Here is a 25,789-nt window from a genome sequence, read left to right on the forward strand (position 1 = left end):
CAAGCCCCACTCCACTCGGAGGTCTTCTTTTTGTCACCTAACCACGCCGCACGTTCCTAACGTCCGTGGACAATACACCTAGGTCAAGGACGGAGCCTTCGCGGAACTGCGAATACGACCGCCGCACCGATGACGGCAAAGATCGCGAACATGTAGAAGTTCAGCTGCCAACCGAGTGCCAGGCTGGCGACCGCGCCTCCGATGATCGGGCCGCAAATTGCCCCGACCCTGCCGACTCCCAGCGACCAACTCAGGGCGGTTGCGCTGAGCGACTGGGGGTAGTGGGTTGCACAGTAGCCGCCAACCAGGATCTGCGTGCCTACCGAGCCAAGACCGGCGAAGGCTACGATCACCAGGAGCGCGGCAAGCGGCAACTGGAGGGTCAGCATGAGGATGGCTGCGAAGGCCAACACGAAAGAGGCCGTGACGACCTTCTTGATCCCAATCCGGTCCGCGATGACAGAAGCGCTCACGGACCCCACGATGGCTCCGGCGTTCAATACGAGCAGGAACGTCAGGGAATCCCCCAGGTTGAAGCCGGCCTGCCGCATGATCTGCGGCAACCAGGTATTCAGGCCGTAAACGAGGAGCAGGCCGCAGAAGTTTGCCAAGGCAAAAAGAACGGTCGACAGGATGAACTTGCTGGAAAAGATCGTTCGGAGGCTGGATTTTCTGGACGGACCTGCTGCCGCGTCCTGGGACGAAACGATATCCGAATAGACCAAGCCATAGCGATCAGCCGTGTCCTTCGCTTCCCTGGTGCGGCCGCTACGGGCGAGGTAGGCCACGGATTCGGGCAGCAGCTTCCACGCCACCGGCAGAAGGGTCACCAGCGGTAAGGCGCCCATAGCGTACAGCCAACGGAATTCAATGTGCGGCAAGAGGTTGATCGCCAGAAGGGATGCCCCGACGCCGCCCACTGAATAGCCGCTGAACATGAGGGCGTTGGCAATTTGCCGACGCTCTTTGCGGGCGTATTCGACCGTCAAGGCGATGCAGGTGGGTACAACGCCGCCAAGGCCGATCCCTGTGAGAAAGCGCAGTGCACCGAATACTTCGGCAGACGGCGCGAAGGCGGTGATCAGCATGCAGATCGAAAACACCGTGATGCTCGCCAACATAATCCGGCGTCGGCCAAGCCTGTCTGTGAGTATCCCGACGGACATGGTCCCGAGCAGCATGCCGATGAGGGCAAGGCTGCCGATGAGGCCTGCTTGGGCCGTGGTGAGTCCCCATTCCTGATACTTCAGGATGGAGGGAACGGTGGAGCCGTAGATGACGAGGTCGTATCCGTCAAAAACGATAGTGACAAAACAAAGAAGGAGGACCGTGCGCCCCTTCCAGGCCGGGGTGGCCTCGGTTCTTGTTGCCGTTGGCAGTGACTGCGCCATGGATGCCTCTCGTTCTCACGATGCGGTATGTGGTGTGGATCACGCCAATGATGACACGGATTGTTTACGACAGTAAATAGATGTCCATACCTCATTCGTAACGATCGTTAGAGATACGTCATAGAAAGGAGCTATCGCCGAAGGCTTTCGGACGGCAGCTCGCCAAACGTGTCGAGGTAGAGAGCCGAGAAGCGGCCCTGGTGCGAGAAGCCGCAGCGCTCGGCGATCGAAATGATGGTCTCCTGCCCGGGCTCCGCCGCAAGGAGCATTTCCCGGGCCCGATCCAGCCGAACCCTCCTCAGCAGCTCCGACGGCGTTGCCCCGACTTCGGAGCGAAGGGTCAACTGGAGGGTTCGCACTGAAACTCCGAGATTCTCAGCAATGTCCGGCACTGCGAGCTCCTCGGAAGCGTGCCGTTCAAGGAGGTCGCGGAACCGCCGGATCAATCGGCTCTCCGAATCCGGAGCGAGTCCTTCCTCCTTCGCGGCCGTGTTGTCCATTGCCATAAGCAGTCGCGACAGCATGGTGTCCACGAGGAGCCTTTGGACAAAGACGGGAGCGGCGCTTGAGGCCTGATTGATCATGTCGTCATGCAGTTCGACGACGGATCTCAGGAATGCCCGCCCCGCCGAACCGGTCAGGTCCATCGCATAGCCGAGCTTCACGCCGTCACGCGGCTTGTCCGCATAGAGCTGTTCAGCCACCGAAGCAAGCGCAAGGCGCCTCACATAAACAATCAAATGCGGAGTGCCAATATCCCACGTCATCGAAAAGGGGCGGTCGACCGGCGGAACCGTTGCCGTTCTGGGACTGGATTCGACCGCGAATGAGCCCACGTCCATGTGCGCATGGCCGGCGAGGGGGATCTGGACCAGGTGGAAGTTCTCCAAGCCCTGGGGATTAATGCGGACTTCCGCGCCGTAGTCCAGATACTCGATCCCGACGTCGCCCCGATGGAGGGACCGCAGTTTCATGTCCACAGACTTGGCACGGGCCTGCGGAACCAGATCATGGACACAGAACAGCTCGGCAATCTTCTGGTGGGCATCATCGACATCCGTGGTGGCCACGGTGGGGCGGCCCCTTAAGACGTCGCGCGGGAGGATCCTCACCATCGCGCACCTGACTTCCCCGGTTTTCGTTTTTCGGATGAGCCCTGCGCCAACTGGATATACCGGTTTTCAGGGTGTGAATAGAGTCACTTTTAGAACAAGTATGACGCACGTCATGGAAATGCAACAACGAAACCCGTTGGAAGGGGTGAGCAGAGATGAAGAACGTCAAGCTCGTACACGAACGGCGCATGGAATGGGAACGGACTCACCCGAAGCCTGCACACAGGCCCCCCGCCAAGTAGCCAATCCCTCGGGTATGACCAACGCCGTGCGCAGGAAACCCAACTAATCCCACAGATTCAACACGAAAGGTTTTGACCATGTCAGGACTCAAAGGCAGGACCGCAATCGTCACCGGCGGCGTAACCAAGATCGGCCGCGGCGTAGTCGCGGCGCTCCGCGAGGCAGGTGCTGCTGTCGTCGTTGCCGATATCGATGCAGACGGAGGCGCCCAACTCCACACCCTGGGCGACGGCGTCAGCTTTTCGCACACTGACATCACGGATGACTCGGCCGTGTCCAAGCTGATGGGTGACACCGCAGCATCGCACGGCGGCATCGATATCCTCGTGAACCTGGCGTGCACCTACAAAGACGACGGGGCGGCGTCCGACCGGAACGATTGGCTCGAAGCGTTGAACGTCAACGTCGTGAGCGCAGTCATGGCAAGCAGGGCCGCGCGATCCTACCTGAAGGCGTCGCAGCGCGGAGCCATTATTAATTTCACCTCGATTTCCAGTTCCGTCGCCCAGACAGGGCGCTGGCTCTACCCCGCTGGCAAGGCCGCGCTCGTCCAGCTGACCCGGAGCATGGCAGTGGATTTCGCCGAAGACCGCATCCGTGTCAACTCGGTCAGTCCGGGATGGGTGTGGAGCAACATCATGGACTCCCTGACTAATGGAGACCTTGAAAAAACGGATGCCGTGGCGGCCCCCTTCCACGTTCTGAAGCGGGTTGGACGGCCGGAAGAGATCGGAGCCGTGGTTGCCTTCCTCGCCAGCGACGCGGCCAGCTTTGTGACCGGTGCTGATTGGGCGGTCGACGGCGGGTACTCCGCCTTGGGGCCGGAACGCGCCGAGGAAACCATTCCCTTACTCGCCGCTGAAAAGAGGTGACGATAAATGAACGACTTCAAAACCGTCCACACGGGCCTCCCCGGATGGGAACAAACCCACCCCGAACCCGCCCCGAGGCCGGGTCAAATAGCCACTCCCCCATTCATTCACGGATGCCGAGACAGTAGAAAGACAAGGGCAACAACATGACACAACGCCACATCACCATCGTCGGAGCAGGGCAATCAGGCCTGCAGCTGGGCATTGGTTTGCTCAAAGCAGGTTTCGCGGTGACCACAATATCCAACCGCACGGCCGAAGAAATCCACGAAGGCAAGGTCTCCTCCAGCCAGTGCATCTTCCACAATGCACTGGAACACGAGAGGGCGCTCGGCCTGGACTTCTGGCCTGAGGCTCCTACGGTTGATGGAATCTCCTTCACGATCCCGCACCCTGACGCCGCAGGGCAGAAGGCCATCAGCTGGGCGTCCCGCCTCGATAACCCGGCGATGTCCATTGACCAACGCGTCAAATTCCCCCGGTTCATGGAGGAGTTTGTGGCCCAGGGAGGCGAGCTCGTATTCGAGGACGCCGGCGTCGAGGAACTCGAACGCTATGCCCTGACCTCCGACCTGGTCATCGTGGCCGCAGGCAAGGGAGAAATTGCACAGCTCTTCACCCGCGACGCCGAACGCAGCACCTACGACGCACCCCAACGCGCCTTGGCCCTGACCTACGTGAACGGAATGGAACCCAGGGCAGAACACTCCGCCGTTTCCTTCAACCTGATTCCTGGAGTCGGCGAATACTTCGCTTTCCCCGCCCTCACCACAACCGGCCCCTGCGAAATCATGGTGTTTGAAGGCATCCCCGGCGGGCCCATGGACTGCTGGAAGGGCCTGACGCCCGCGGAACACCTGGAAAAATCCAAGAACATCCTGAAGCATTACCTGCCGTGGGAAGCTAGCCGCGCCGCCGACGTCGAACTGACCGACCCCAACGGCTTCCTGCAAGGCCGCTTTGCCCCCACCGTTCGGCATCCCATTGCCACCCTGCCCAGCGGCAGGAACGTCCTGGGCCTTGCCGACGTCGTGGTCCTCAACGATCCCATCACCGGCCAGGGCTCCAACAATGCCAGCAAATGTGCGGCCTCTTACTTGCAGAGCATCGCCGGTCACGGCGAAGCTCCCTTCGACGCAGCGTTCATGCAGGCCACATTCGAAACGTATTGGAACTACGCCCAGCACGTTGCGCAGTGGACCAACGCCCTTCTGGCTCCCCCGCCCGCACACGTTCTCGAGCTCCTGGGAGCCGCCGGCCAGTCGGCCGAAATCGCCCACCGCTTCGCCAACGGCTTCAACAACCCGCCGGACTTCCAGGAATGGTTCATGTACCCGGACAAGGCCGCCGCGTACCTTGCAAGCGTGAACTCCGTACCTGCGACCTGATTGTCGCTCCAATGCCCAGGCAACAACGTCCTTCGAAGGAAGACTAGAGATGCGAAAGATCGCAATCATCGGAGCCGGCGAATCCGGCGCCCAACTGGCCTTGGGCCTACAGCGGGAGGGGTACACAATCACGCTCTTCTCCGACCGCTCGGCAGCCCAAATCCGTACCGGGAAGGTCATGTCCAGCCAATGCATGTTTCCCACCGCCCTCGCCGCGGAAGCCCAGCTGAGTTCAGCTCTGACCAAGCTTTATGACGAAGAAGCTGTGCCCGCAATCAACGCCATACGGTTGCGTGTTGAAGGCGAAGCCGGCGTGGATTCCATCGACTGGGAAGCGCCCATTGACGGAACCGCCCGCTCAGTGGACCAGCGGATCAAGAGTGCAGCCTGGATTGATGCTTTCGTGGCCGGAGGCGGCGATTTCCGCATAGAGAAGGTCACGCCGCGCATGCTGGAGGAGCTATCACGTGACTACGAACTGGTCATCGTCAGCACCGGCAAGGGAGAGATAGCCCAGATCTTCCCCAAGGACAGGTCCAAGTCCCCGTTCGATCGGCCGCAAAGAGTCCTCGCCCTGAACTATGTCTCACTCGATGCGCCCGCCACCGAGCCGGCCAATCAGCCCAGTGGCAGCATTCGCATGTCCGTAGTCCCGGGCGTCGGGGAATTCTTCACCTTTCCCGGCCTTACCGTGTCCGGGCCGTGCCAAATGATGGTCTTTGAAGGGGTCGTAGGCGGCCCGATGGACAAGTGGACCGATGTTGCAAGTCCGGAGGAACAGCTGAGTCGATCACTGGAAATCCTGGAGGAGCACTTTCCCCACGAGGCGAAGAACTTCGCCGACGCAACGCTCACCGATGAAGGCGCTACGCTCCTTGGCCGGATCACCCCCACTGTCCGTTCTGCTGTGGGCGAGCTGGGCAATGGCAACCTGGTCTTCGGCCTGGGCGATGCCGTGCTGCTCAACGATCCATTGACGGGCCAGGGGTCCAACAATGCGACGCTGGCCGCCAAGTACTACCTGGATTCCATCGTCCGGCGGGGGCACCAGCCTTTCGACAAGCAGTGGATGGAACGCACCTTTGACGAATTTTGGCGGGGCTGGGGTCAGTGGGCGGTTGCGTGGACGAATGACATGCTCAAAACCCGGCGGGAACACCAGCAGGCTGTGCTGGCCGAAGGGGCAGAACATCCGGCGCTGGCGGCGAGCATTGCGGGAGGCTTCGATGATCCTCGCACGTTCTATCCTTGGTGGTTCGATCCCGCTGCCGCCGCTGAGTTTGTGCAGGCACGCAAGGACGAAGATGCGGCAGCTTTTGATCTGAGGGATTTCAGGGGCGCCCTGGGCCAGTTCGCCACGGGCGTCACCGTAATCACCACGCTCGGCGTCGATGGACGGAAGGTGGGAATGACCGCCAATTCATTCACGTCCGTTTCGATGGAACCACCTTTGGTGTTGTGGTGCCCCAGCAAGCGGGCTCCCAGCCTTGCGGACTTCGAGGAATCCACGCATTTCGCCATCAACATCCTCGCAAGCGACCAGCACGTCCTCTCGCGCCAGTTCGCCACCCCGTCAACCGACAAGTTTGCCGGCGCGGAAACTTCGGAGGGAATTGCCGGGATTCCGCTGCTGGACGGTGCTGTTGCCACATTCCAGTGCCGGACGGTCTCACGCCACGATGCCGGCGATCATGTCATCTACGTCGGCGAGGTCGAGAAGTACGAGAATGCAGGAGGGGACCCCCTGCTGTTCCACAGCGGGAAGTACCACGCCGCCACCAATCACCCGGACTTCTGAGAGGACAGTGCCCTCCATGGACGATTCGACTGACATTGCAATTATTGGTTCAGGGATCAACTCGCTGGTGGCCGCCGCGGAGCTGGCGATGGCCGGGAAGGGCGTCTGCCTCATTGAACGGGCCGACAGGCTCGGCGGCTTCATCCATTCAGCGGAACGGACCCTGCCCGGTTTCATCCACGATTCCTTCTCCTCCTGGCATCCCTTGTTTGTTTCGGGAGGCGCTTACCAAGCGCTGGGAGGCGAGCTGCATGCCAGGGGTTTGGAGTATTGCAATGCCGACGGCGCCGTGACGGCCAGCGTGGCGGCCGACTCGAGGACAGGGCGCCACCGGGTCGTCGTTGCCCATCGCGATCCGGGGCTCACGGCTTCGGCTTTGCAGGCACGGGGGGATGAGGGCGCGTACCTGGCGATGCTGGAAGATCTCGGCCGCAATGCGGGCACCATTTTCGGTGCGTTCGGCGCTGAACTGCGATCTTTCAAGGAGGTCGTGAAGCTTGCCGCCGGCGCCCTAAAACGGGGGAAAGTCAAGGGTACCGAGGCTTTCGTGCGGGATTCGGTGATGAGCGGTCGCAACTACCTCCGCAGCCGGTTTGACGGATGGGAAGCCGATCAGCTGTGGTCTCCGTGGCTCCTTCATGCCGGCCTCGGCCCAGACCAGGCAACCGGCGGCGTCATGCTTCCGGTCATGGCCCTGAGCATGCATGGCCATGGTCTCCCGGTGGTCAAAGGCGGCGCCTCGAACTTCATTGCAGCTTTCGAGGCCCTCCTGAGGGATAAAGGCGTCCGGATCATGCTGGACACTGAAGCCGAGGAAATCCTGGTCGACTCCAGGGGTGTAATGGGTGTGAAGACCTCCGGCGGCCTGGTCAATGCCCGGACTGTCCTGGCGAATGTGTCTCCCCAGGCCCTGTACACCGAGCTGTTGCGTCGGCCACCCGCCGGGTTGGCCGACGCGGCGGCGCGCTATCAGAACGGCCGCGGGGCAATGCAGATCCATCTGGCCCTGGGCAGGCCGGTCCAATGGCTGGATCCCCGATTGGATACGGTGCCCCTGATTCACCTGAGCAACGGTTCCGACAGCACAGGAATTGCCTGTGCCCAGGCCGAGGCGGGGCTGTTGCCTACGGAACCTACCGTCGTCGTCGGTCAACAATGCGTCCTGGATCCTTCCAGAGCGCCGGCAGGCAAAGCGACGCTGTGGCTGCAGTTGCAGGAAGTGCCGTTCGCGCCGGTGGCGGACGCCGCAGGGGCGCTCGACGTGGACGGTGGCTGGTCACCCGAACTCAAGGAACAGTACATGGAGCGCGTCATGGCCAGGCTCGAACAGTTCGCACCGGGCACCAGGGCATCCGTTCTGGCCTGGGACATCCTCGCACCGACCGATCTTGCCATGGAAAATCCCAATGCCGTCAACGGCGATCCCTACGGCGGATCCGCGGAACTCTTCCAGAACCTCCTCTGGCGGCCCTTCCCCCAGGCCGCGAACCACAAAACCCCGGTCAAGGGCTTGTGGCATATCGGCGCGTCCACCCACCCCGGCCCCGGGCTATCCGGCGGATCGGGGCATTTGGTGGCCCAAAAACTGAAATGAACCCATACATCAACCCGACAGGAGAACAATGTCTGTTCTAAACGAGCTCACCGCAGCCTTGTCATCCGGCGCCATCAACGTCGTCGACCTCACTACGCCGCTCAGCGGTGACACCCCCATTCTGAATCTTCCCCAACCACTCGCCAACACGGTTGGACTCTCCCTGACGCCCGTCAGCAATTTCGACGACGCCGGACCCGCCTGGGCGTGGAACGACGTCACTGTGGGCGAACACGCCGGGACACACCTGGACGCTCCCGTCCACTGGATCACAGGCAAGGACGGGAAGTCCGTCGACCAGATCGAGCCGCACCGCCTGGTGGGGCCGGCCGTGGTGATTGACAAGACCGCCGAAGCTGCACGGGACGCCGACTTCCTGCTTGAGCCGGAACACTTCGAGCAGTGGCAGCAGGAGCATGGCCCGTTCCCGGAAAACTGCTGGGTGATCTTCCGGACCGGCTGGTCCGCCCGCGGCAGTAACGCTGCGGACTTCATGAACGCTGACGACGCCGGTCCCCACACTCCCGGCGTCTCCGCGGCAGGTGCCAAATGGCTTGCCGGGAACGCCTCCATCAGCGGCTTCGGCGTGGAAACCGTCGGCATCGACGCCGGGCAAGCCGCCACGCTCGACCCTATGTTCCCCGTGCATTCATTCCTTCTCGGCGCAGACAAATACGGGCTCACGTCGCTCCGGAACGTTGATCGCCTTCCCGTCACCGGCGCGACGCTGATGGTTGCACCCCTGCCAATCGTGGGCGGAACCGGTAGCCCCAGCCGCGTGTACGCATTGGTTGAGAACGCAGCATCGGAGGAGGGCGCATGAGCGAGGAAGTACGGGTCTCCACCCTGGTGGGCCAGACACTGGCGAAGCTTGGCGTCGGTCACGTTTTCGGTGTGGTGGGCAGCGGCAACTTCGACGTCACCAGCACCCTGATGAAGGCCGGAATTCCGTACACCGCGGCCCGCCATGAGGGCGGCGCAGCCACCATGGCCGACGCCTACTCCAGGATGTCCGGCAAGGTGGGCGTGGTGACCACGCACCAGGGCTGCGGACTGACCAACGCCATCACCGGCGTCGGAGAAGCTGCCAAGAGCCGTACGCCCATGATCGTGCTAACAGCCGACACGCAGGCAGCAGCCATCCGGTCCAACTTCAAGATCGACCAGGACGCCCTGGCGCGCAGCGTCGGCGCGGTGGCCGAGCGGATCCACTCCCCCGAAACGGCCGTCGCGGATACGGTCCGGGCCTTCCGCACCGCGGTGAACGAGCGCCGGACCGTGGTCCTCAGCCTGCCGCTGGACGTCCAAAGCGGAACCGCCGCAGACACGGTGAGTACCGTCGTCGTACCTGTTCCGGCCCGGATCCGTCCGGATGCCGGCGCCGTGAATCAGCTGGTGGAGCTGATCTCCCACGCGAAGCGACCGGTGTTTGTGGCTGGACGTGGAGGCAGGGGCGCCCGGGATTCCATCCTGGCCCTGGCCCGGCACGCCGGGGCGCTCGTGGCTACCTCGGCCGTGGCCAACGGCCTGTTCAACGGCGATTCGCACAATCTGGGTATCTCCGGCGGCTTTTCCTCTCCATTGACTGCGGAGCTCATCACCTCAGCAGACCTCATCGTCGGATGGGGTTGCACACTGAACATGTGGACCATGCGTCACGGCCGGCTGATCTCCCCCGGAGCAAAAGTTGTCCAAATCGACGTCGAAGATTCCTCGCTGGGCGCCAACAGGCAGATCACACTGGGCGTGCTGGGCGATTCCTCCCTCACGGCTGACGATGTGTTGGAAGCCCTGCGCAGGATCCAACCTGCCTTGGCCGAAAAATACCGCACCGAGCAGAATGCCCTTGCCGTCAAACAGGGCGCACGGTGGCGGGACGTGGAAACACCGGACCTGAGCACTGCGACGTCGATCGACCCGCGGGTGATCAGCCGGGAACTCGATTCGGTCCTTCCTGCAGACAGGATTGTGGCAGTGGATTCGGGCAACTTCATGGGTTACCCCAGCCAGTATCTGGCGGTGCCGGACGAGTTCGGGTTCTGCTTCACGCAGGCCTTCCAGGCCATTGGCATTGGCCTCCACACGGCGATTGGAGCTGCCATTGCGCGGCCTGACCGGCTACCGGTACTGGGCGCCGGCGATGGCGGATTCCTGATGGGCATCAGTGAACTGGAAACGGCCGTCCGGCTCAGACTGCCGCTGGTCTGCATCGTCTACAACGACGCTGCGTACGGCGCCGAGGTCCACCACTTCGCTGACTACCACCCACAAGAGGAGCTGGCCAGCGTGTCGTTCCCGGAGACGGACATCGCGGCGATCGCCAGGGGATACGGGGCCGACGGCGTCACCGTCCGGACGCTTGACGACCTGGAACCAGTGCGGGAATGGGTTGCGGCCTTCCGCAACGGCCGGCAGGACCGGCCGTTGGTGATCGATGCGAAGATCGCCTCGGACGGTGGCTCCTGGTGGTTGGCGGAAGCTTTCCAGGGACACTGATACCACCGGATCCGGGGACCGGGACACGTGCGAAGGAGCTGGGGCATGACATGCCCCAGCCCCTTCGCAGCGTGGCTTAATTTGATCCGACGACGGACATCGCGTAGTGCTGTGCCTTCGGGCCCAGCAGCGCGTGCAACTTCGTAAAGAGCTCCTGGGCGGCCAGTCCGTGCCAGTTGTCCGGCAGGTATTCCTCAGGGAGCCCCGGGTCCATATAGGGCAGCCGCCGCCACTGGGTGACCATGGGAACATAGTCGGCGAAGGCCTGCTTCAGCAGTTCGGGCGAATCGGCCTCTCCTTCATGCTTCTCCCACCGCTGGAGTACGGGCCGGTGCCGTGCCAGGAAGTCCGTATAAAGGGCCTCCAACGAGGGCAGATCCCACCATTGACCCACCTTCTCGTCGATGTGGCCCCCGGTAAGATGCGTTGCTTTGAAGAGGTCGACGTACTCCATGAGCTCGGCCCGGCGAAGCTGCTGTTCCACTTCGTCCGCAAGATTACCGGGAGCGATCCACAATCCCGGGGAGACCTGTCCGCAGCCGACGCGGGTCAGGATGGTTCGGAGCCTGTGCCTCAAGTGGCGTTGCGCCTCGGGGACGGAGAAGGACGCCAGGAGCCACGCGTCGTCTTTTTGGGCACGGCGGGGAGCGAAAATCCGTTCGTCTCCGGCACTGAACACGTCCTCGAGTTCCGGTGAGAGCTTGTAGGCCGCAGAACCGCCCACCTTCAGGCTGACAAGGACTCCGCGTTTCTTCAGCCGCGACACTGAAGACCGCACACCGGCTGATTCAACCCCCAGGTCCCCCAAGAGCTGGATGAGGTCCGCAACCGCAAACGTGCCGTCCTGGTGACGGGCGTACAAGCCGTACACGGTGACGATCAGGTGTTGATGGCGCGGCGTGGGAGCAACGTCGGGGACGGCATCGGCCTTGGCCATTCAGCGTTACCTCTATTAGTTCGGGATCGATTTACAGTCATAGGCTACATCGCCGACTGCCCCGCGGACTCACGACGGTACTTGGCGTACCGCGGCCGGGCTGAAAAGCCAGCTAGATGAAATACAGGCCGGCCCAGGGCGCTGTAACCGGCATCGTCCCCCCGAACACAGACCGGAACTCTTCATCGAGCAGAGCGTCGACGGTCAGTTCCTGTGAATTTTCCCTGGTTTCCTCAGAGCGTGAACCGGACATCTTTGTCTCCCTAGTGAGGGCATGTGGAGCGGATCACCACTTGTGTCCGCCAAAGCATGCATCGTGAGACAAGTTTATACCGTAAGGATGACGGTCGTAAATAGACCAGCATAACTTTCTATGAGCCAATAGTTACGAGCGTCATGATCCTGATATATTCTTGACATCCGGATCATCGAGAGGAGCCTGTTGTGGACCGCCTGTCCCGAACTAATCCCCGCGCCAGCGTGGAACGCACTGTTGAGTGGGTGGATACGGATGCTTCCGGCCACCAGCACAACTCGGCAGTGATGCGCTGGGTGGAGGCCGCCGAGGCCGAGCTCTTCCTGCGTACCCTCAAGCTGCCCGACTACTTCCCGAGCGTTCCCCGCATTCATCAGGAGATCCACTTCAAGGCCAAGCTATGGTTCGGGCAGCGGATCACGGCGACCGTAGGCATTTCCAAGCTAGGCCGGACGTCCATGACGTATGCCTTCGAGATTCAGGGCCATCCGCACGATGGCTTGGCCGGTGGCCTGGCCGCCTTCGGAACTGTAACGGTGGCCCATGTACCGCCCGGCTCGGCCAAAGCGCAGCCCTGGCCTACCGCCGTGGTGGAAGCCGTAGCCCCGGCGAAACCCGCGGGGGCGGAGGATCCCTCGGAGGACAACAGCGCGCGCACCGCCCAGACGGCGGCCTCCTAGCGCGAAGAAACCCCCGGCGAGCCTGCCGCTCCATGGAGCGGCACCATCACCGGGGGTTCCTTGTCCCCCACCAAACCTCCCGCCGTCGGGAGCCTGTATTCTGCAGACGCTACTGGCGGTCCTGGACCACGGCGATCCCCTGGATCTCGATCATGGCTTCCTTCTGCCAGAGGCGGGTGACGCCGATTCCGGCCATGGCCGGATATTCCGAACCCGCCATTTCACGCCAGACCCGCCCGATCTCCCTGCCGTTCGCGATGTAGTCATCCACATCCGTCAGGTAGATGGTGACGCTCACCAGGTCCTCCGGCTGCCCACCCGCCTCCCGCAGGGTGGTCAAAACGTTCGAAAACGCCTGCCTGAACTGCTCCACAATGCCCCCGGGGACAATCTCCATATTGCCGTTGAGTGCGGTCTGGCCGCCCAGGTACACCGCATTCCCGGCAAGAATGCCATGGGCGTAACCAGACGGCTTGGGCAGTGACTCGGGGTTGATGGTCTTCTTGCTCATTGATGCTCCTCGCGAAGTCGGCTCTTGATTCCTGTTCGAAAAGGCCCCTTGTTCGGGTCCTAAGTGTCGTGCTACCTTGAGCATATGTGACGACCGTAAAAAAGTCGACATATCGAAACGAAGGGAATCAGACGGATGAAACTGGCCACACTCCGCACCGGCGGAGACGGTACGACGGCGGCCCTCGGCTTGGGTGCCGATGCCTTCCTGCCGCTGCCCTATCCGAGCGTGGGTGCGCTCCTGGCCGATCCGGCCTGGCGGGCCACTGTCGAGGCAGCTGCCGCGGCGGCCACCGGCCCTGCCGGTTCATTGGCGGATGCCGGGACGATCGAGGCAGTCACCGCCGAATTTGCCCCTCTGGTGCCTGACGCAGGGAAAGTCATCTGCTGCGGGTTGAACTACGGCGACCATATCCAGGAGATGGGCAGGGACCTGCCCGAGTACCCCACTCTCTTTGCCAAGCACGCGGACACGCTTACCGGTGCCCACGACACCATCGAAGTACGGGGCAGCGGGAAAGTCGACTGGGAAGCCGAACTCGCCGTCGTCGTGGGCGGCCCCCTTTTCCGGGCGGACGAAGTTCAGGCGCGCAAGGCCATCGCCGGTTACACCGTGGCCAATGACCTTTCCATGCGCGACTGGCAGAACCGCACCCTGCAGTGGTTCCAGGGAAAGGCCTTCGACGCGACCACCCCGGTGGGACCCGTCCTGGTCACAGCTGAAGACGTGACTGGGGAGTTCGAGGTCCGCGGATACGTCAACGGCGAGCTGGTGCAGTCAGGGAACACGGGGACGCTGGTCTTCGGCCCGGCCCGGCTCCTGTCCTACATTTCGCAGTTCACCAAACTTCGCCCCGGCGACCTTGTCCTCACGGGCACGCCAGGGGGCGTCGGGATGGGCATGACCCCTCCCCGCTTCCTGCAGGACGGAGACGTCCTAACCACCGAGATAGCAGGCATCGGACGCCTGGAAAACACCATCCGCATCTACACCAACAACGACGCAGTGGCCCCGCGCCGCGTCGTCGCCACCACAACCACCAAGGAGTAAAGACCATGACCGAGCTGACTGAGACCACCCAGTACCGAACCGAGGGAGACAACTCCATCTACGCCGGCGCCGACGGCAAAGTTGTTCCTGTCGTCACCCGGGCCGGGCAGGAAGACACCAACACGGCACAGTCCGGCGACTGCGTCCGCGTATCCGGCGTCTCCATCCAGCACACCCCCGCCACCAAGATCTGGTTCGGACAGGTATCCAACACCCCCGGTTACCGCTCGCTCCCCCACCACCATGGGGAAGCCGAAACCGGCGGCTATGTCCTGCGCGGCCACGGCCGCATCTACTACGGCGAAAACTACTCCGAATACAAGGACATGAAAGCCGGAGACTGGGTTTTCGTGCCCCCGTTCATGCCACACGTTGAGGCAAACATGTCCACCACCGAAGAACTCGTCTGGCTCACCACCCGCACGCCGGAAAACATCGTGGTCAACCTCGAAGACGTTCCGGATGACACCCTCGCCGACTACCGGCGCGCATAACGCCATGAACATCCCCGCCGCCACCCCCACGATGACCTCCGCGACGTTTCTGCGCGCCATCGAACTGACCCAGGTCCCGGCCCTGGTCCACGACGAAGCGTATGAGGCTGTCACCCAGTACGTTCCCTGGCCCAAGGCCTACGGCGGAGACATGGTCGCCCAATCAGCTGCCGCAATGATGCGCACCGTTGATGGGGACCGGTCACTGCACTCCATGCACAGCTACTTCATGCGCCCGGTGGATGTGGGATCGACTGTCCGGTACGAAGTGGAACGCCTCCGGGATGGCCGCGGCTACTCCACCCGAAGTGTCCGCGGATACCAGAACGGCAAAACCGTCTTCGTAGCCATGGGTTCCTTCCAGGTTCCCGAAGACGGAGCCGACTACCAGCCCGTCACGCCCGGACAAGCCGCCCCCACTGACATCGATCCGGAATCCCTGCGCAGTGCCGCAGAAGTCCTCCAGGACATCGATGGCCCTGCCGCGGAGTACTGGTCCACGGGACGCAGCTTCGACATGCGCCACGTCCCAGGACCCGTCTACGTTGAGGTTGAAGGCGGACGCGAGGCGCACCAGGCGATCTGGGTGAAGGCCTTCGATGCACTGCCGGGCTCCGCGAACCAGCAACTGGACACAAACCTGCACCGCATCGCCCTGGCCTACGTTTGCGACTACACCATCCTGGAGCCCCTCCTCAGGGCCCAGGGTCTGCACTGGTCCTCCCCCGGGCTCACCACGGCCAGCCTGGACCATTCCATGTGGTTCCACCGCAACGGCCGTGCAGACGAATGGGTGCTGTACGCGCAAAAAGCAGTCTCAGGTCAAAGCAACAGAGGCATGGCCCTTGGCCACTTCTTCGACCGCGAAGGCCGCCTGCTCGCCACCGTCGCCCAAGAGGGCATGATCCGTCCCGGATCCTAATCCGACATCAGAAGAACGAACCATAGAAGGAGTGGCCATGAGCACATCGGCCCATGTGGACACATTTACGCGGGACCACCTACCGCCGGCAACGACATGGCCGGCGCTCGAGTTCACCCTGCCGGAACTTCAGTACCCCGAACAGCTGAATGCAGCGGCGGTACTGATCGATGACACCGTTGCCCGCCACGGTGCCGACCGGCCAGCGCTCCGAACGCCCGACGGCGAGGTCTGGACGTACGGCGACCTGCAGCTTCGGGCCAACCAAGCGGCCCAGGTGCTCACCGAGGACTTCGGCGTAGTTCCGGGCAACCGCGTGATGCTGCGCGGACCCAACAACCCCTGGATTGTCGCAGCCTGGCTGGGCGTGCTCAAAGCAGGTGCCGTCGTCGTCACCACCATGCCGATGCTGCGGGCCGCCGAGATCCAGACCCTGATCCGGCTGACCAAGCCTGTCGTGGCGCTCTCCGACCACCGCTTCATTGACGACATGGCCGCCGCTGCGGGGGCTGGCGTAGCCGTCATCGCCTATGGCGGCACCGGTATCGGCGATTTCGCCGCCCGCTGCGCCGAAAAGAGCGGAAAATTCACCACCATTGAAACGGCAGCAGACGACGTCGCGATACTGGGCCCCACCTCCGGCACCACCGGTACCCCCAAGATCACCATGCATTTCCATCGGGACATCCTGGCCATCGCCGACACCTTTGCCCGCCACATCCTCCAGCCCACCGCCGAGGACGTCTTCGCGGGCTCGCCGCCGGTCGCATTCACCTTCGGACTCGGCGGCCTGGTCATCTTTCCCCTCCGCTTTGGGGCCTCCGCGCTGCTGACTGAGCGCGCCACGCCCGTCGAACTGGCAGAGAACGCGGCTGCGGCCGGTGCATCAATCCTCTTCACGGCACCCACTGCCTACAGGGCCATCCTCAAGGCCGGGCGCGGTGACCTGCTCAGCCGGCTGAGGGTCGCAGTCTCGGCGGGCGAGCATCTGCCCAGGGAAACATGGCAGGCTGTCTACGACGCCACCGGGGTCCGGTTGGTCAACGGCATCGGAGCCACGGAAATGCTCCATGTGTTCATCTCGGCTACCGGCGATGACAGCCGGCCCGGCGCAACGGGCAAGGCCGTCCCCGGGTTCCGGGCGACCATCCTGGACGAGGACGGCTCCGAATTGGGTCCGAACGAGCCCGGCAGGCTTGCTGTCCTGGGACCCACCGGCTGCCGCTACCTCGATGACGAGCGCCAATCACGGTACGTCTCCCACGGTTGGAACATCACCGGCGACACCTTCGTCAGGGACGAGGACGGCTACTTCGTCTACCAGTCCCGCTCCGATGACATGATCGTCTCCTCCGGCTACAACATCGGCGCCCCGGAAGTGGAGGCGGCCATCAATCAGCACCCCGACGTCATGGAGAGTGCCGTCGTCGGGCGGCCCGACCCGGAACGCGGAACCGTGGTCTGTGCCTTCATCGTCCTTCGCGACGGCGTCGACGGCGACGAGGCGAAGCGCAAGGAAATCCAGGACTTCGTCAAGCGCACGATCGCCCCGTACAAGTATCCGCGCGATGTCCGGTTCGTTGCTGAACTGCCGCGCAACCCCAGCGGGAAGCTGCAGCACTTCAAGCTGCGGCAAATCCTCGAAAACAACAACGACCAACTGGCCCACGCGGCCGCACCCCAAGCCTAGAAGGGACCGATCCATGAAGATCGCAATCGTCGGAGGCGGCCCCGGTGGCCTGTACTTCGCAGCACTGATGAAGCAGCTCGACCCGTCACACGACATCACCCTCTGGGAACGCAACGCCGCCACGGACACGTTTGGTTTCGGCGTCGTATTCTCCGATGAAACGCTTGGCGGCATCGGCAACGCCGATCCCGTGGTTGCCGAATACATGAGCCGCCGCTTTGCCCGCTGGTCGGACATCGACATCCACTTCCGCGGAGAGACCGTGACCGTGGGCGGCCAGGGGTTCGCTGCCATGAGCCGCAAGGAACTGCTGGAACTGCTGCAGCGCCGCTGCATCGAACTCGGAGTCGACGTGCGTTTCAGCACCATGGCCCCAGCCATCGAGGAACTCGAAGCCGGCTACGATCTGGTGCTCGCCGCGGATGGCGTCAACTCGCAGATCCGGGCCAAGTACGCCGGCTCGTTCCGGCCAGATCTGGACCCTCGCACCAACAAGTTCATGTGGCTCGGGACGGACCAGGTGTTCGAGGCCTTCAAGTTCTTCGTGAAGGAAACCGAGTGGGGCGTCATGCAGATCCACGGCTACCCGTACTCGGATGAGGGCTCCACGTTCATCGTGGAAATGCACGAGGACGTCTGGCACGCGGCGGGCTTCGACGAGACCGCCAACGAGGTGTTCCCCCCGGGGGTCTCGGACGAAAAGGCGATCGCCAAGATCCGCGGGATTTTCGCCGAGGAGCTGGACGGCTACGAGGTGCTGTCCAACAACTCCAAGTGGATCAACTTCACCACTGTTCGCAACGAGAGCTGGCGCCACAACAATGTTGTGTTGCTCGGCGACGCTGCCCACACCGCCCACTTCTCCATCGGTTCCGGCACCAAGCTCGCCATGGAAGACTCGTTGGCCCTGGCCGCGTGCCTGCACGAGCACCCGGATGTTGAATCTGCGCTGGTTGCGTACGAGGCCGAGCGCCGTCCCGTGGTCGCTTCCACGCAGCGTGCAGCGCAGGCATCGCTTGAGTGGTTCGAGCGCATCGGCCAGTACAAGGACCAGGACCCCACGCAGTTCGCGTTCAACCTGCTCACCCGCAGTCGCCGCATCACGCAGGAAAACCTGCGCCTCCGCGACCCCGAGTTCGCCGACGCCGTGGACCGCGACTTCGCCGAATCCCAGGGCCTCGCCGAGGTTGCACCGGCCATGTTCCAGCCGTACCGCATCGGCGGGCTGGAGCTGAAGAACCGCATCGTGGTCTCTCCGATGGACATGTACTCAGCCGTGGACGGCATCCCCGGCGACTTCCACAAGGTCCACCTCGGATCCAAGGCACTCGGCGGCGCCGGCCTGGTCATGACCGAAATGGTCTGTGTTTCTGAAGCCGGCCGCATCACCCCCGGCTGCAGCGGGCTCTACACGGACGGCCAGCGCGATAGCTGGCAGGAAATCGTGGACTTCGTTCACAGCCGTTCAACCGCCAAGATCGGCGCCCAACTGGGCCACTCGGGCCGCAAGGGCTCCACCAAGCTCATGTGGGAAGGCATGGACCAGCCACTCGAGTCCGGCAACTGGTCCACGGTGGGCCCGTCGGCTCTGCCGTACGGTCCTGACAACCAGACTCCCGCCGAGCTGGACCGGGCAGGCATGGACGCCATCAAGGCGGAGTTCGTCGCCTCGACCCTCCGCGCCGGGCATGCAGGTTTCGACCTCCTCGAAATTCACGCCGCCCACGGCTACCTGCTGTCCTCCTTCCTTTCGCCTGTCTCCAACAAGCGGACCGACGAATACGGCGGCAGCTTGGAGAACCGGCTGCGGTTCCCGCTGGAAGTATTCGACGCCGTTCGCGCGGCGTGGCCTGCCAGCAAGCCTGTGACGGTACGCATCTCCGCTACCGATTGGATCGAAGGAGGCAACACCTCCGACGATTCGGTCGAAATTGCCCGCGCCTTCGTCGCCCACGGTGCTGCAGGCCTGGACATCTCCACTGGCCAAGTTGCCAAAGAGGAAAAGCCGGCCTTCGGCCGCAGCTACCAGACGCCGTTTGCCGACCGCATCCGCCAGGAAGTTGCCGCTCCGGCGGGCGTGGCCGTGATCGCCGTTGGTGCCATTTCCACGTACGACGACGTCAATTCCGTCCTGCTTGCGGGCCGGGCCGACCTCGTGGCACTGGGCCGTACGCACCTGTACGACCCGCAGTGGACACTGCACGCAGCCGCCGAACAGGAATACCACGGCCCCGGTGCCCAGTGGATTCCCCAGTTCAGGGCGGGTCGCCGCAAGCCGCCGAGCTCCCGCACCGACGCTGTCCGCCCGCGTCTTTCCCTCCTGCGAGAACCGGACGCCGAGGCAACACCGGCGCACCTGCGCTGGACGCCCGACACGTTGGCGAAGGAATCCTCCCTGCTACCGCAGTAGGTAGCACGCCAAAGTCCTGTGGGTCTGCCCCGGTGAAGGGTCAGGCCCACAGGACTGTGAGGTGGGACCGGGAATTCCCTAGAAACTGCATGAGGAGAAGAAGTGAATCGCATTGGCATCGTGGCCGAGTTGGGCCAGGAGACAAGGGTGGCGGCGACGCCTGTCACCGTGGGGAAGTTGTTGGAGTTGGGCTACGAGGTTGTGGTCGAGAAGGGTGCGGGGGAGGCCGCGTCGTTCCGCGACGACGCCTACGAGGCCGCGGGTGCGCTGATTGTGGGTGCCGACGAGGCGTGGGGTAGTGACGTGGTGCTGAGGGTTAATCCGCCCACTGAGGAGGAGATCGGACGCTTGGCCGACGGCGCCACGCTGATCGGGTCGCTGAGCCCGGCTCAGGTCCTTTGACCGCCGATTCCATCGCGGGGGCGGCCTACATCGTCGCGGCCCTGCTGTTCATCCTCAGCCTTGCCGGGCTGAGCAAGCACGAGAGGGCCCGGGCCGGGGTCATTTACGGGATCGCCGGGATGGTGATCGCGCTGGCGGCCACCATCTGGCTGACCCTCCAAGGTGCCTGGGGCACCGGGCACGGCCTGACCGGACTGGTCCTGCTCGTGGCCGCGGTGATCGTGGGCGGGGCCATCGGGCTCTGGCGCGCCCGCGTGGTGGAAATGACGGGCATGCCCGAACTCATCGCCCTGCTGCACAGCTTCGTTGGCCTCGCCGCCGTCCTCGTCGGCTGGAACGGCCACCTCGAAGCCCCCGCCCTGTCCCCGGACCTGATGGCTGTCCATCATGCCGAGGTGTTCATCGGCGTCTTCATCGGCGCGGTGACCTTCACCGGCTCCATCGTGGCGTTTCTGAAACTCTCGGCCCGGATGAAGTCCTCACCCCTGATGCTGCCGGGGAAGAACGCGATCAACCTCGGCGCCCTCGCCGCGTTCGTCGCCCTGACCGTCTGGTACGTCAATGACTCCCAGCTGTGGCTGCTGATCGTTGTCACCGTCCTGGCCCTGGGGCTGGGCTGGCACCTGGTCGCCTCCATCGGCGGCGGGGACATGCCGGTAGTTGTCTCCATGCTCAACAGCTACTCCGGCTGGGCCGCCGCCGCAGCGGGCTTCCTCCTGAACAATGACCTGCTCATCATCACCGGCGCACTGGTCGGCTCCTCGGGTGCCTACCTGTCCTACATCATGTGCAAGGCCATGAACCGGTCCTTCATCTCCGTGATCGCCGGCGGCTTCGGCATCACCGCCCCCGCCGCAGCCGACGTTGACCATGGTGGGCACCGCGAAATCACCGCCCAGGCAACCGCCGAGATGCTGACCAACGCCTCCAGCGTTGTCATCACCCCCGGCTACGGCATGGCCGTCGCCCAGGCCCAGTACCCCGTCGCCGAACTCGCCCACCAGCTCCGCGAACGCGGCGTGAACGTCCGGTTCGGCATCCACCCCGTTGCCGGGCGCCTGCCAGGGCACATGAACGTGCTCCTCGCCGAAGCCAAAGTTCCCTACGACATCGTCCTCGAGATGGACGAAATCAACGAAGACCTCGGCGGGACCTCCGTCGTCCTCGTGATCGGGGCCAACGACACCGTCAACCCCGCCTCGGCCGAAGACCCGTCCAGCCCCATCGCTGGCATGCCCGTAATAAGGGTCTGGGAAGCCGAGAACGTCGTGGTGTTCAAACGCTCCATGGCCGCCGGCTACGCCGGCGTACAGAACCCCCTGTTCTTCCGCGACAACTCCCAAATGCTCTTCGGCGACGCCAAACAACACGTCGAGGACATCCTCCGCGCGTTCTGAGTGAAGGCCTCCTGATGTTTTGTTTCGGTCAGTTTGGTCAGGGACGCATCAGGAGGCGCCTTCCCCGCCGGAGACACGGTCGTTCTCCTCATCTCTGCGAAAAGGCCGACGGAAGAAGCCAAGGCTTACCGGCCTGCCGTTGGGTACGTCAAACACTGCAACTCCATCACCAAGTAACACCTGATCCGTCCGCACCAGTCTCGCGCGGCCTGGCCGCAGTCTCTTCCTCGTCACAGCAAAGAAGCGCTGGCGAGGAGCCCAAGCTCCTCGCCTTGGTGCGGTCCCATCCCCCACTGAACTTCTTTCCCCTCCCATGAACAATCCTTCAGGATGCGCCAATCGTGAGAACGGCCAGCCTGAATCCCGGCTTCCCAACCATCCAGCAAAATTAGCGCGCAGCTACAGCAGCGTCACTACGAAGGGCTATTGCGATGACCAGAATGTTGATTATCGGACCTCCGGGTTCCGGCAAGGGTACGCAGGCGGAACGCATCTCGGAGCGCCTCGGCGTAATTGCGATCTCCACCGGCGACATCTTCCGCGCGAACGTCAAGGGTGAAACGCTGCTCGGGGTTGAAGCGAAGAAGTACATGGACGCGGGGGACTTTGTTCCTGACAGCGTGACGAACAAGATGGTCCGCGACCGCCTCGGCGAGAGCGAAGTCGAGGACGGCTTCCTGCTGGACGGTTACCCCCGCACTACAGCGCAGGTAGATTACCTGGACGAGATTCTGGCCCACGGCGGCCAGCAGCTCGACGTGGTCCTGCAGCTGACCGCTGACGACGAGGAACTCGTTGGACGTCTGCTGGGCCGTGCAAAGGAGACCGGCCGCAGCGACGACAACGAGGCCGTCATCCGCCATCGGCTAAACCTGTACCACGAGCAGACCGAGGCCGTGGTGGCTAAGTACGCCGAGCGCGGGATCCTGACCCAGGTGGACGGCGTCGGCGGCATCGACGAGGTCACCGACCATGTCATGCAGGCCATCAAAGTGTTCCAGACCGCCTGAACAAGGAAGATGCTGCTTCGAGGCTTATAAAAGGTTTGGGCGCCGATGCCGTGTTGCAAGGTTCGGCTCGAGCCACGGCCTTTGGAACTCAGACTCGATGCTTGCCCGCGAGGACTTCCCTATCGGGTCTGCACTCTGGCAATAACGTCGGGCTACAACGAGGTGCACTGACACCCGGGGCGATCATGGTATCCCAACGGCCTGAGCCGCACATGGCAGGCTATCCGGCGAGGACTGTGCTCGAACTCCCTGCGGTATCGCTCGTTGGCCTGAACCGTGCTCGGCTCCAATGCCGAAGTAGTGACGGAAGGTGTAAATCGTAGGCTGCCAGGCCCGCGGATCAACGTGGTTGGTCCCGGGAGAAACGATGCCGGGTAAAGCGTGAACCATCAGAACTTCAGCCTCGACCATGTATTGGTAGTGCATCCGGGTGACCTCGGAAAGGGCGAGGGAGGTCGGAACCCCCTGGGCGGTCAGGATCAGGCGGGGTTGGCCCTGGGAAGTGGAGGCGAACTGGCCCCCAACGGGGACGCCTTCGGGCTGTCGTGAATTGGTCAGGCCCTGCTGTGTGCGGCCCGAGCGTGCGCCGAGCTCCAAGCTACGAGCTACTGGGCGTTGTTGCCGTCAAGGCGCCGCTGTGCACGGTCCATCACTTCAACTATGGACAGTCCTAGTGAGCGGGCGATCTCGGCGAAGACAGGAAGCGGAATGTCGCGGACCCCGGACAAGTAGCGGTGCAGCGTGCTGGTCGGCATGCCGACGGCTGCAGCCAGATCAGACTGCCTCCAGTCTTTGGCGGCCATTTCTGCCTTGATCTGGACTGCTATGGCCGATTGAGCGTCTTTTCCGAAGTTTCCCACTGAGGAAGGTTATCCGTTCCCCGTCGAAGCGTCCTGCTCAGCAAGTTCAGCGACGGGGTCGCTTGCCCGCTCCAACAGGACTGAAGGGGCAACAGAGAGGACTTCTGCAAATTTGAAGAGGGTCGGCATTGGGATGCTGCGGTGCCCCTTGGTGTAGTGGTTCAGGGTCGAGCGGGTAATGCCCGCCTTTTCGGCGAGGTCCTTCTGGGTCATCCCGCGCTCAGTAAGTTCGACCCTGATCTGCATTGCGAGGGATTCTTCCAATTGTTCAGCGTGAGTGGCCATGCGACCAACCTTAGGTCCCGTGTCGCCCGCGGCTCTGGTCATACAGCTTCTTCGAGCGGCCATGTTTCCGGCTGTGCAGCAAGCCGGGGTGGCGGCACGGGACGCAATGACGGCGTTCAGGACCGCCTCGATGTCGACGCTGAGAGTCGATGGCCTGAGGGTGACGCCGTCGAGTGCGCCCAGCTCGTGGGGGTCGCAATCTTCGATCTATGCCAGGAGGGAGCCGGCCCACTCTGTGTGCGGCGGCGGCCGGCGGATGGTCAACAGGCCGCCGCTGCCGGTCAGCGGCACCGGGTCGCGTGGGCCATTTTTCCCTAGGAGAAGTGGCAGTCCCGTTCAACGACACGGTACAGCGCGGCGCCGACGATTGCTGGGGTGTCCCCGGCCCGGGTCGCTTGCTTCACCCTCTCGACACCTGCCGTTGTCTGTCTTGCCATCCCGGGCGCCTAAGTTTGATCGGGCCCGGCCACCGGGCTCCACTATCACGCACCTGGAGCAGACATGAAGATGAAGCGCGTCCTGGCCATCGCAGCAGTCGCCGCGGCCACCCTGACAGCCGGAACCTCCGCTGTGGCCACCAACGGGCAAACCCCCAAGGGCCTGACGGCAGAAGCAAAGGCCTTCACTAAGGTGGATCGCAACACCCAGTGGGACCAGGTCCAGAAACTCAAGCTGGACTTCCCGGCCTTCCACCCGCAGGGCATGTCGCTGGTCGGCGACAAAATCTTCCTCAGCAGCGTCGAGATCCTCGAACCGACCGTGCGCTACCCCTCGCCCGTCGACGGCTACGACCGCAGTACCGGCAAGGGCCGCGGCCACGTCTTCGTCATCGACCGGCAGGGAAAGCTGCTGAAAGACATTCGTCTGGGTGAGGACACGATCTACCACCCGGGCGGCACGGACTTCGACGGCGAGAAGGTCTGGGTTCCCGTGGCCGAGTACCGGCCCAACAGCAGCTCCATCGTCTACACAATCGATCCAGACACCTACGAGGTCACGGAGCAGTTCCGTCAGGCGGACCACGTTGGCGGTGTTGTCGCCGACCGCAAGACCAACCGAATCAGCGGCGTCAGCTGGGGTTCCCGCAAGCTGTTCACCTGGAATGACCAAGGCAGGCTCCTGGGGACGCAGGCCAACCCGAGTCATTTCGTCGACTACCAGGACTGCGAGTACGCCGGAGCCGGGCACCAGCTCTGCTCGGGTGTTACCGGCCTCAAGACTGCTGACGGTAACCCGTTCGAGCTCGGCGGCCTCGCCCTGACCGACCTCACAGATGAAACGATTGTCCACGAGGTCCCGTTCCAGAAATTCTCCACCGCCGGGCACTCGATGACCCGCAACCCGGTTGCCCTCGAATCTGACGGCGGCGTGCTGCGCCTGTTCGCCGCCCCGGACGACGGCGAAGAAGTCGCTGGAACCGAACTCTTCGTGTTCGAAGCCCGCCCATGAGCCGTAAAGAATCCGTGGCCCGCGTGAGGGGACCGGGCTCTTGGTCCCTGTCCGTAGGAAGGCAGCCTGAGGGGCAGCGCTTTTGACACCTAGTGCTGCCCCTCAGGGGCTTCCCCATGAGCAACGGCAGTGGAATGCGCAAACCTGACAGACGCCGCCATACGGGAAGAGTGAATTAGCTTTTCCGGTCGTCGGCGCCCAGGATGTCGTGATGGAAGGCGATGGCATCCACTGGCCGGGGTCCTCGAACAGGATTGCGACCCCACGGGAATGGATTACGGTGTAGCGGGTCGGGCACGCGACCCAGGAATGGATCCCGGAATACTCCTCGACGAACAATCCGTCGCCGAGCAGACCCTGCTCGACACTACGGGCCAGCGCAACAACCTGGCCCAGGTCGTTCGCACAATCAATCGGATGACACCCGAACACTTCGGCGGCTATGTCATGTAGCCATCCCACCCGAGCGAAATGAATGGGTATGAAGAAAACGATCGCTCAGCCGTGCACCGCTCCCCCGGAACCTGCCCGGTCATGTC

Annotated in this window: 23 protein-coding genes; 17 read left to right on the forward strand and 6 right to left on the reverse strand. The window is 63.2% G+C overall.

What is annotated here, in order from left to right; all coding sequences use genetic code 11:
- Positions 1-83: 83 nt before the first annotated feature.
- Together CXQ91_RS21610 and CXQ91_RS21615 are read right to left on the reverse strand one after the other, a co-directional pair.
- A complete protein-coding gene (locus CXQ91_RS21610) occupies positions 84-1,391 on the reverse strand; it encodes an aromatic acid/H+ symport family MFS transporter (RefSeq protein WP_104175933.1) in 1,308 nt (435 codons plus the stop codon).
- Between the two features lie 131 nt (positions 1,392-1,522).
- Positions 1,523-2,461, reverse strand: a complete 939-nt coding sequence (locus CXQ91_RS21615; RefSeq protein WP_258074208.1) for an AraC family transcriptional regulator — start codon at positions 2,459-2,461, stop codon at positions 1,523-1,525.
- 365 nt (positions 2,462-2,826) lie between these two features.
- Here CXQ91_RS21615 and CXQ91_RS21620 point away from each other — a divergent pair, with 365 nt between their 5' ends.
- The 6 genes from CXQ91_RS21620 (at position 2,827) to CXQ91_RS21645 (ending at position 10,897) form a co-directional block, all read left to right on the forward strand.
- Positions 2,827-3,621: an SDR family oxidoreductase gene (locus tag CXQ91_RS21620; RefSeq protein ID WP_104175935.1), complete on the forward strand. Its 795-nt coding sequence runs from the start codon at positions 2,827-2,829 to the stop codon at positions 3,619-3,621.
- Positions 3,622-3,767: 146 nt separating this feature from the next.
- On the forward strand, positions 3,768-5,009 hold the full coding sequence (locus tag CXQ91_RS21625; RefSeq protein WP_104175936.1) for a styrene monooxygenase/indole monooxygenase family protein: 1,242 nt from the start codon (positions 3,768-3,770) through the stop codon (positions 5,007-5,009).
- 49 nt (positions 5,010-5,058) lie between these two features.
- Entirely contained in the window at positions 5,059-6,807 is a 1,749-nt protein-coding gene (locus CXQ91_RS21630) for a flavin reductase (RefSeq protein ID WP_104175937.1), read from the forward strand.
- A 16-nt stretch (positions 6,808-6,823) separates the two neighbouring features.
- Positions 6,824-8,401: an NAD(P)/FAD-dependent oxidoreductase gene (locus tag CXQ91_RS21635; protein WP_104175938.1), complete on the forward strand. Its 1,578-nt coding sequence runs from the start codon at positions 6,824-6,826 to the stop codon at positions 8,399-8,401.
- A gap of 28 nt (positions 8,402-8,429) precedes the next feature.
- Positions 8,430-9,224: a cyclase family protein gene (locus CXQ91_RS21640; RefSeq protein ID WP_104175939.1), complete on the forward strand. Its 795-nt coding sequence runs from the start codon at positions 8,430-8,432 to the stop codon at positions 9,222-9,224.
- Positions 9,221-10,897 (forward strand): thiamine pyrophosphate-binding protein, encoded by a 1,677-nt coding sequence (locus CXQ91_RS21645; RefSeq protein WP_104175940.1) that lies wholly within the window; start codon positions 9,221-9,223, stop codon positions 10,895-10,897. Before CXQ91_RS21640 ends, CXQ91_RS21645 begins: the two co-directional genes overlap by 4 nt.
- A gap of 76 nt (positions 10,898-10,973) precedes the next feature.
- On the opposite strand, the gene CXQ91_RS21650 is transcribed toward CXQ91_RS21645, so the two are convergent.
- Entirely contained in the window at positions 10,974-11,834 is an 861-nt protein-coding gene (locus tag CXQ91_RS21650) for a PaaX family transcriptional regulator C-terminal domain-containing protein (protein WP_104175941.1), read from the reverse strand.
- 444 nt (positions 11,835-12,278) lie between these two features.
- Here CXQ91_RS21650 and CXQ91_RS21655 point away from each other — a divergent pair, with 444 nt between their 5' ends.
- Positions 12,279-12,770: a thioesterase family protein gene (locus tag CXQ91_RS21655; RefSeq protein WP_258074209.1), complete on the forward strand. Its 492-nt coding sequence runs from the start codon at positions 12,279-12,281 to the stop codon at positions 12,768-12,770.
- 109 nt (positions 12,771-12,879) lie between these two features.
- On the opposite strand, the gene CXQ91_RS21660 is transcribed toward CXQ91_RS21655, so the two are convergent.
- Complete coding sequence (locus CXQ91_RS21660; RefSeq protein ID WP_104175942.1) at positions 12,880-13,281, reverse strand: RidA family protein; 402 nt, start codon at positions 13,279-13,281, stop codon at positions 12,880-12,882.
- Positions 13,282-13,416: 135 nt separating this feature from the next.
- Between CXQ91_RS21660 and CXQ91_RS21665 the strand changes: the two genes are divergently transcribed.
- The 8 genes from CXQ91_RS21665 (at position 13,417) to CXQ91_RS21700 (ending at position 22,656) form a co-directional block, all read left to right on the forward strand.
- Positions 13,417-14,331, forward strand: coding sequence for a fumarylacetoacetate hydrolase family protein (locus CXQ91_RS21665; protein ID WP_104175943.1), 915 nt, complete (start codon positions 13,417-13,419; stop codon positions 14,329-14,331).
- A gap of 5 nt (positions 14,332-14,336) precedes the next feature.
- Complete coding sequence (locus CXQ91_RS21670) at positions 14,337-14,825, forward strand: cupin domain-containing protein (protein ID WP_104175944.1); 489 nt, start codon at positions 14,337-14,339, stop codon at positions 14,823-14,825.
- A gap of 4 nt (positions 14,826-14,829) precedes the next feature.
- Positions 14,830-15,747: an acyl-CoA thioesterase II gene (locus tag CXQ91_RS21675; RefSeq protein ID WP_258074210.1), complete on the forward strand. Its 918-nt coding sequence runs from the start codon at positions 14,830-14,832 to the stop codon at positions 15,745-15,747.
- Positions 15,748-15,784: 37 nt separating this feature from the next.
- Entirely contained in the window at positions 15,785-17,437 is a 1,653-nt protein-coding gene (locus CXQ91_RS21680; RefSeq protein WP_374953694.1) for an AMP-binding protein, read from the forward strand.
- Positions 17,438-17,450: 13 nt separating this feature from the next.
- The gene (locus CXQ91_RS21685) at positions 17,451-19,847 is read left to right on the forward strand and encodes a bifunctional salicylyl-CoA 5-hydroxylase/oxidoreductase (protein WP_104175946.1); all 2,397 of its coding nucleotides are present in this window, start codon (positions 17,451-17,453) and stop codon (positions 19,845-19,847) included.
- A gap of 102 nt (positions 19,848-19,949) precedes the next feature.
- The gene (locus CXQ91_RS21690) at positions 19,950-20,249 is read left to right on the forward strand and encodes a hypothetical protein (RefSeq protein WP_308471425.1); all 300 of its coding nucleotides are present in this window, start codon (positions 19,950-19,952) and stop codon (positions 20,247-20,249) included.
- The gene (gene pntB, locus CXQ91_RS21695) at positions 20,246-21,646 is read left to right on the forward strand and encodes a Re/Si-specific NAD(P)(+) transhydrogenase subunit beta (RefSeq protein ID WP_104175947.1); all 1,401 of its coding nucleotides are present in this window, start codon (positions 20,246-20,248) and stop codon (positions 21,644-21,646) included. Before CXQ91_RS21690 ends, pntB begins: the two co-directional genes overlap by 4 nt.
- 440 nt (positions 21,647-22,086) lie before the next feature.
- Entirely contained in the window at positions 22,087-22,656 is a 570-nt protein-coding gene (locus CXQ91_RS21700; protein ID WP_181039003.1) for an adenylate kinase, read from the forward strand.
- Positions 22,657-23,261: 605 nt separating this feature from the next.
- Here the strand turns inward: CXQ91_RS21700 and CXQ91_RS21705 are convergent.
- Positions 23,262-23,516: a helix-turn-helix domain-containing protein gene (locus tag CXQ91_RS21705; RefSeq protein ID WP_104175949.1), complete on the reverse strand. Its 255-nt coding sequence runs from the start codon at positions 23,514-23,516 to the stop codon at positions 23,262-23,264.
- Positions 23,517-23,525: 9 nt separating this feature from the next.
- Positions 23,526-23,801, reverse strand: coding sequence for a helix-turn-helix domain-containing protein (locus CXQ91_RS21710; protein WP_181038998.1), 276 nt, complete (start codon positions 23,799-23,801; stop codon positions 23,526-23,528).
- A gap of 501 nt (positions 23,802-24,302) precedes the next feature.
- Between CXQ91_RS21710 and CXQ91_RS21715 the strand changes: the two genes are divergently transcribed.
- Positions 24,303-25,250 carry a DUF6454 family protein gene (locus CXQ91_RS21715; protein WP_104175951.1) on the forward strand — a complete coding sequence of 316 codons (948 nt, stop codon included), beginning with the start codon at positions 24,303-24,305 and terminating at the stop codon, positions 25,248-25,250.
- Between the two features lie 270 nt (positions 25,251-25,520).
- The gene (locus CXQ91_RS24910) at positions 25,521-25,703 is read left to right on the forward strand and encodes a hypothetical protein (RefSeq protein ID WP_181038999.1); all 183 of its coding nucleotides are present in this window, start codon (positions 25,521-25,523) and stop codon (positions 25,701-25,703) included.
- Positions 25,704-25,789: the final 86 nt, after the last annotated feature.

Origin of the sequence: Arthrobacter sp. Y81 (assembly GCF_002929335.1) — a bacterium.
GTDB lineage: Bacteria > Actinomycetota > Actinomycetes > Actinomycetales > Micrococcaceae > Arthrobacter.

Bases quoted from the DNA above. Each gene is read 5' to 3' on its own strand.
- CXQ91_RS21610 (WP_104175933.1), bottom strand. From the start codon at position 1,391: ATGGCGCAGTCACTGCCAACGGCAACAAGAACCGAGGCCACCCCGGCC.
- CXQ91_RS21620 (WP_104175935.1), top strand. From the start codon at position 2,827: ATGTCAGGACTCAAAGGCAGGACCGCAATCGTCACCGGCGGCGTAACC.
- CXQ91_RS21625 (WP_104175936.1), top strand. From the start codon at position 3,768: ATGACACAACGCCACATCACCATCGTCGGAGCAGGGCAATCAGGCCTG.
- CXQ91_RS21630 (WP_104175937.1), top strand. From the start codon at position 5,059: ATGCGAAAGATCGCAATCATCGGAGCCGGCGAATCCGGCGCCCAACTG.
- CXQ91_RS21635 (WP_104175938.1), top strand. From the start codon at position 6,824: ATGGACGATTCGACTGACATTGCAATTATTGGTTCAGGGATCAACTCG.
- CXQ91_RS21640 (WP_104175939.1), top strand. From the start codon at position 8,430: ATGTCTGTTCTAAACGAGCTCACCGCAGCCTTGTCATCCGGCGCCATC.
- CXQ91_RS21645 (WP_104175940.1), top strand. From the start codon at position 9,221: ATGAGCGAGGAAGTACGGGTCTCCACCCTGGTGGGCCAGACACTGGCG.
- CXQ91_RS21650 (WP_104175941.1), bottom strand. From the start codon at position 11,834: ATGGCCAAGGCCGATGCCGTCCCCGACGTTGCTCCCACGCCGCGCCAT.
- CXQ91_RS21660 (WP_104175942.1), bottom strand. From the start codon at position 13,281: ATGAGCAAGAAGACCATCAACCCCGAGTCACTGCCCAAGCCGTCTGGT.
- CXQ91_RS21665 (WP_104175943.1), top strand. From the start codon at position 13,417: ATGAAACTGGCCACACTCCGCACCGGCGGAGACGGTACGACGGCGGCC.
- CXQ91_RS21670 (WP_104175944.1), top strand. From the start codon at position 14,337: ATGACCGAGCTGACTGAGACCACCCAGTACCGAACCGAGGGAGACAAC.
- CXQ91_RS21675 (WP_258074210.1), top strand. From the start codon at position 14,830: ATGAACATCCCCGCCGCCACCCCCACGATGACCTCCGCGACGTTTCTG.
- CXQ91_RS21680 (WP_374953694.1), top strand. From the start codon at position 15,785: ATGAGCACATCGGCCCATGTGGACACATTTACGCGGGACCACCTACCG.
- CXQ91_RS21685 (WP_104175946.1), top strand. From the start codon at position 17,451: ATGAAGATCGCAATCGTCGGAGGCGGCCCCGGTGGCCTGTACTTCGCA.
- CXQ91_RS21700 (WP_181039003.1), top strand. From the start codon at position 22,087: ATGTTGATTATCGGACCTCCGGGTTCCGGCAAGGGTACGCAGGCGGAA.
- CXQ91_RS21710 (WP_181038998.1), bottom strand. From the start codon at position 23,801: ATGGCCACTCACGCTGAACAATTGGAAGAATCCCTCGCAATGCAGATC.
- CXQ91_RS21715 (WP_104175951.1), top strand. From the start codon at position 24,303: ATGAAGATGAAGCGCGTCCTGGCCATCGCAGCAGTCGCCGCGGCCACC.
- CXQ91_RS24910 (WP_181038999.1), top strand. From the start codon at position 25,521: ATGGATTACGGTGTAGCGGGTCGGGCACGCGACCCAGGAATGGATCCC.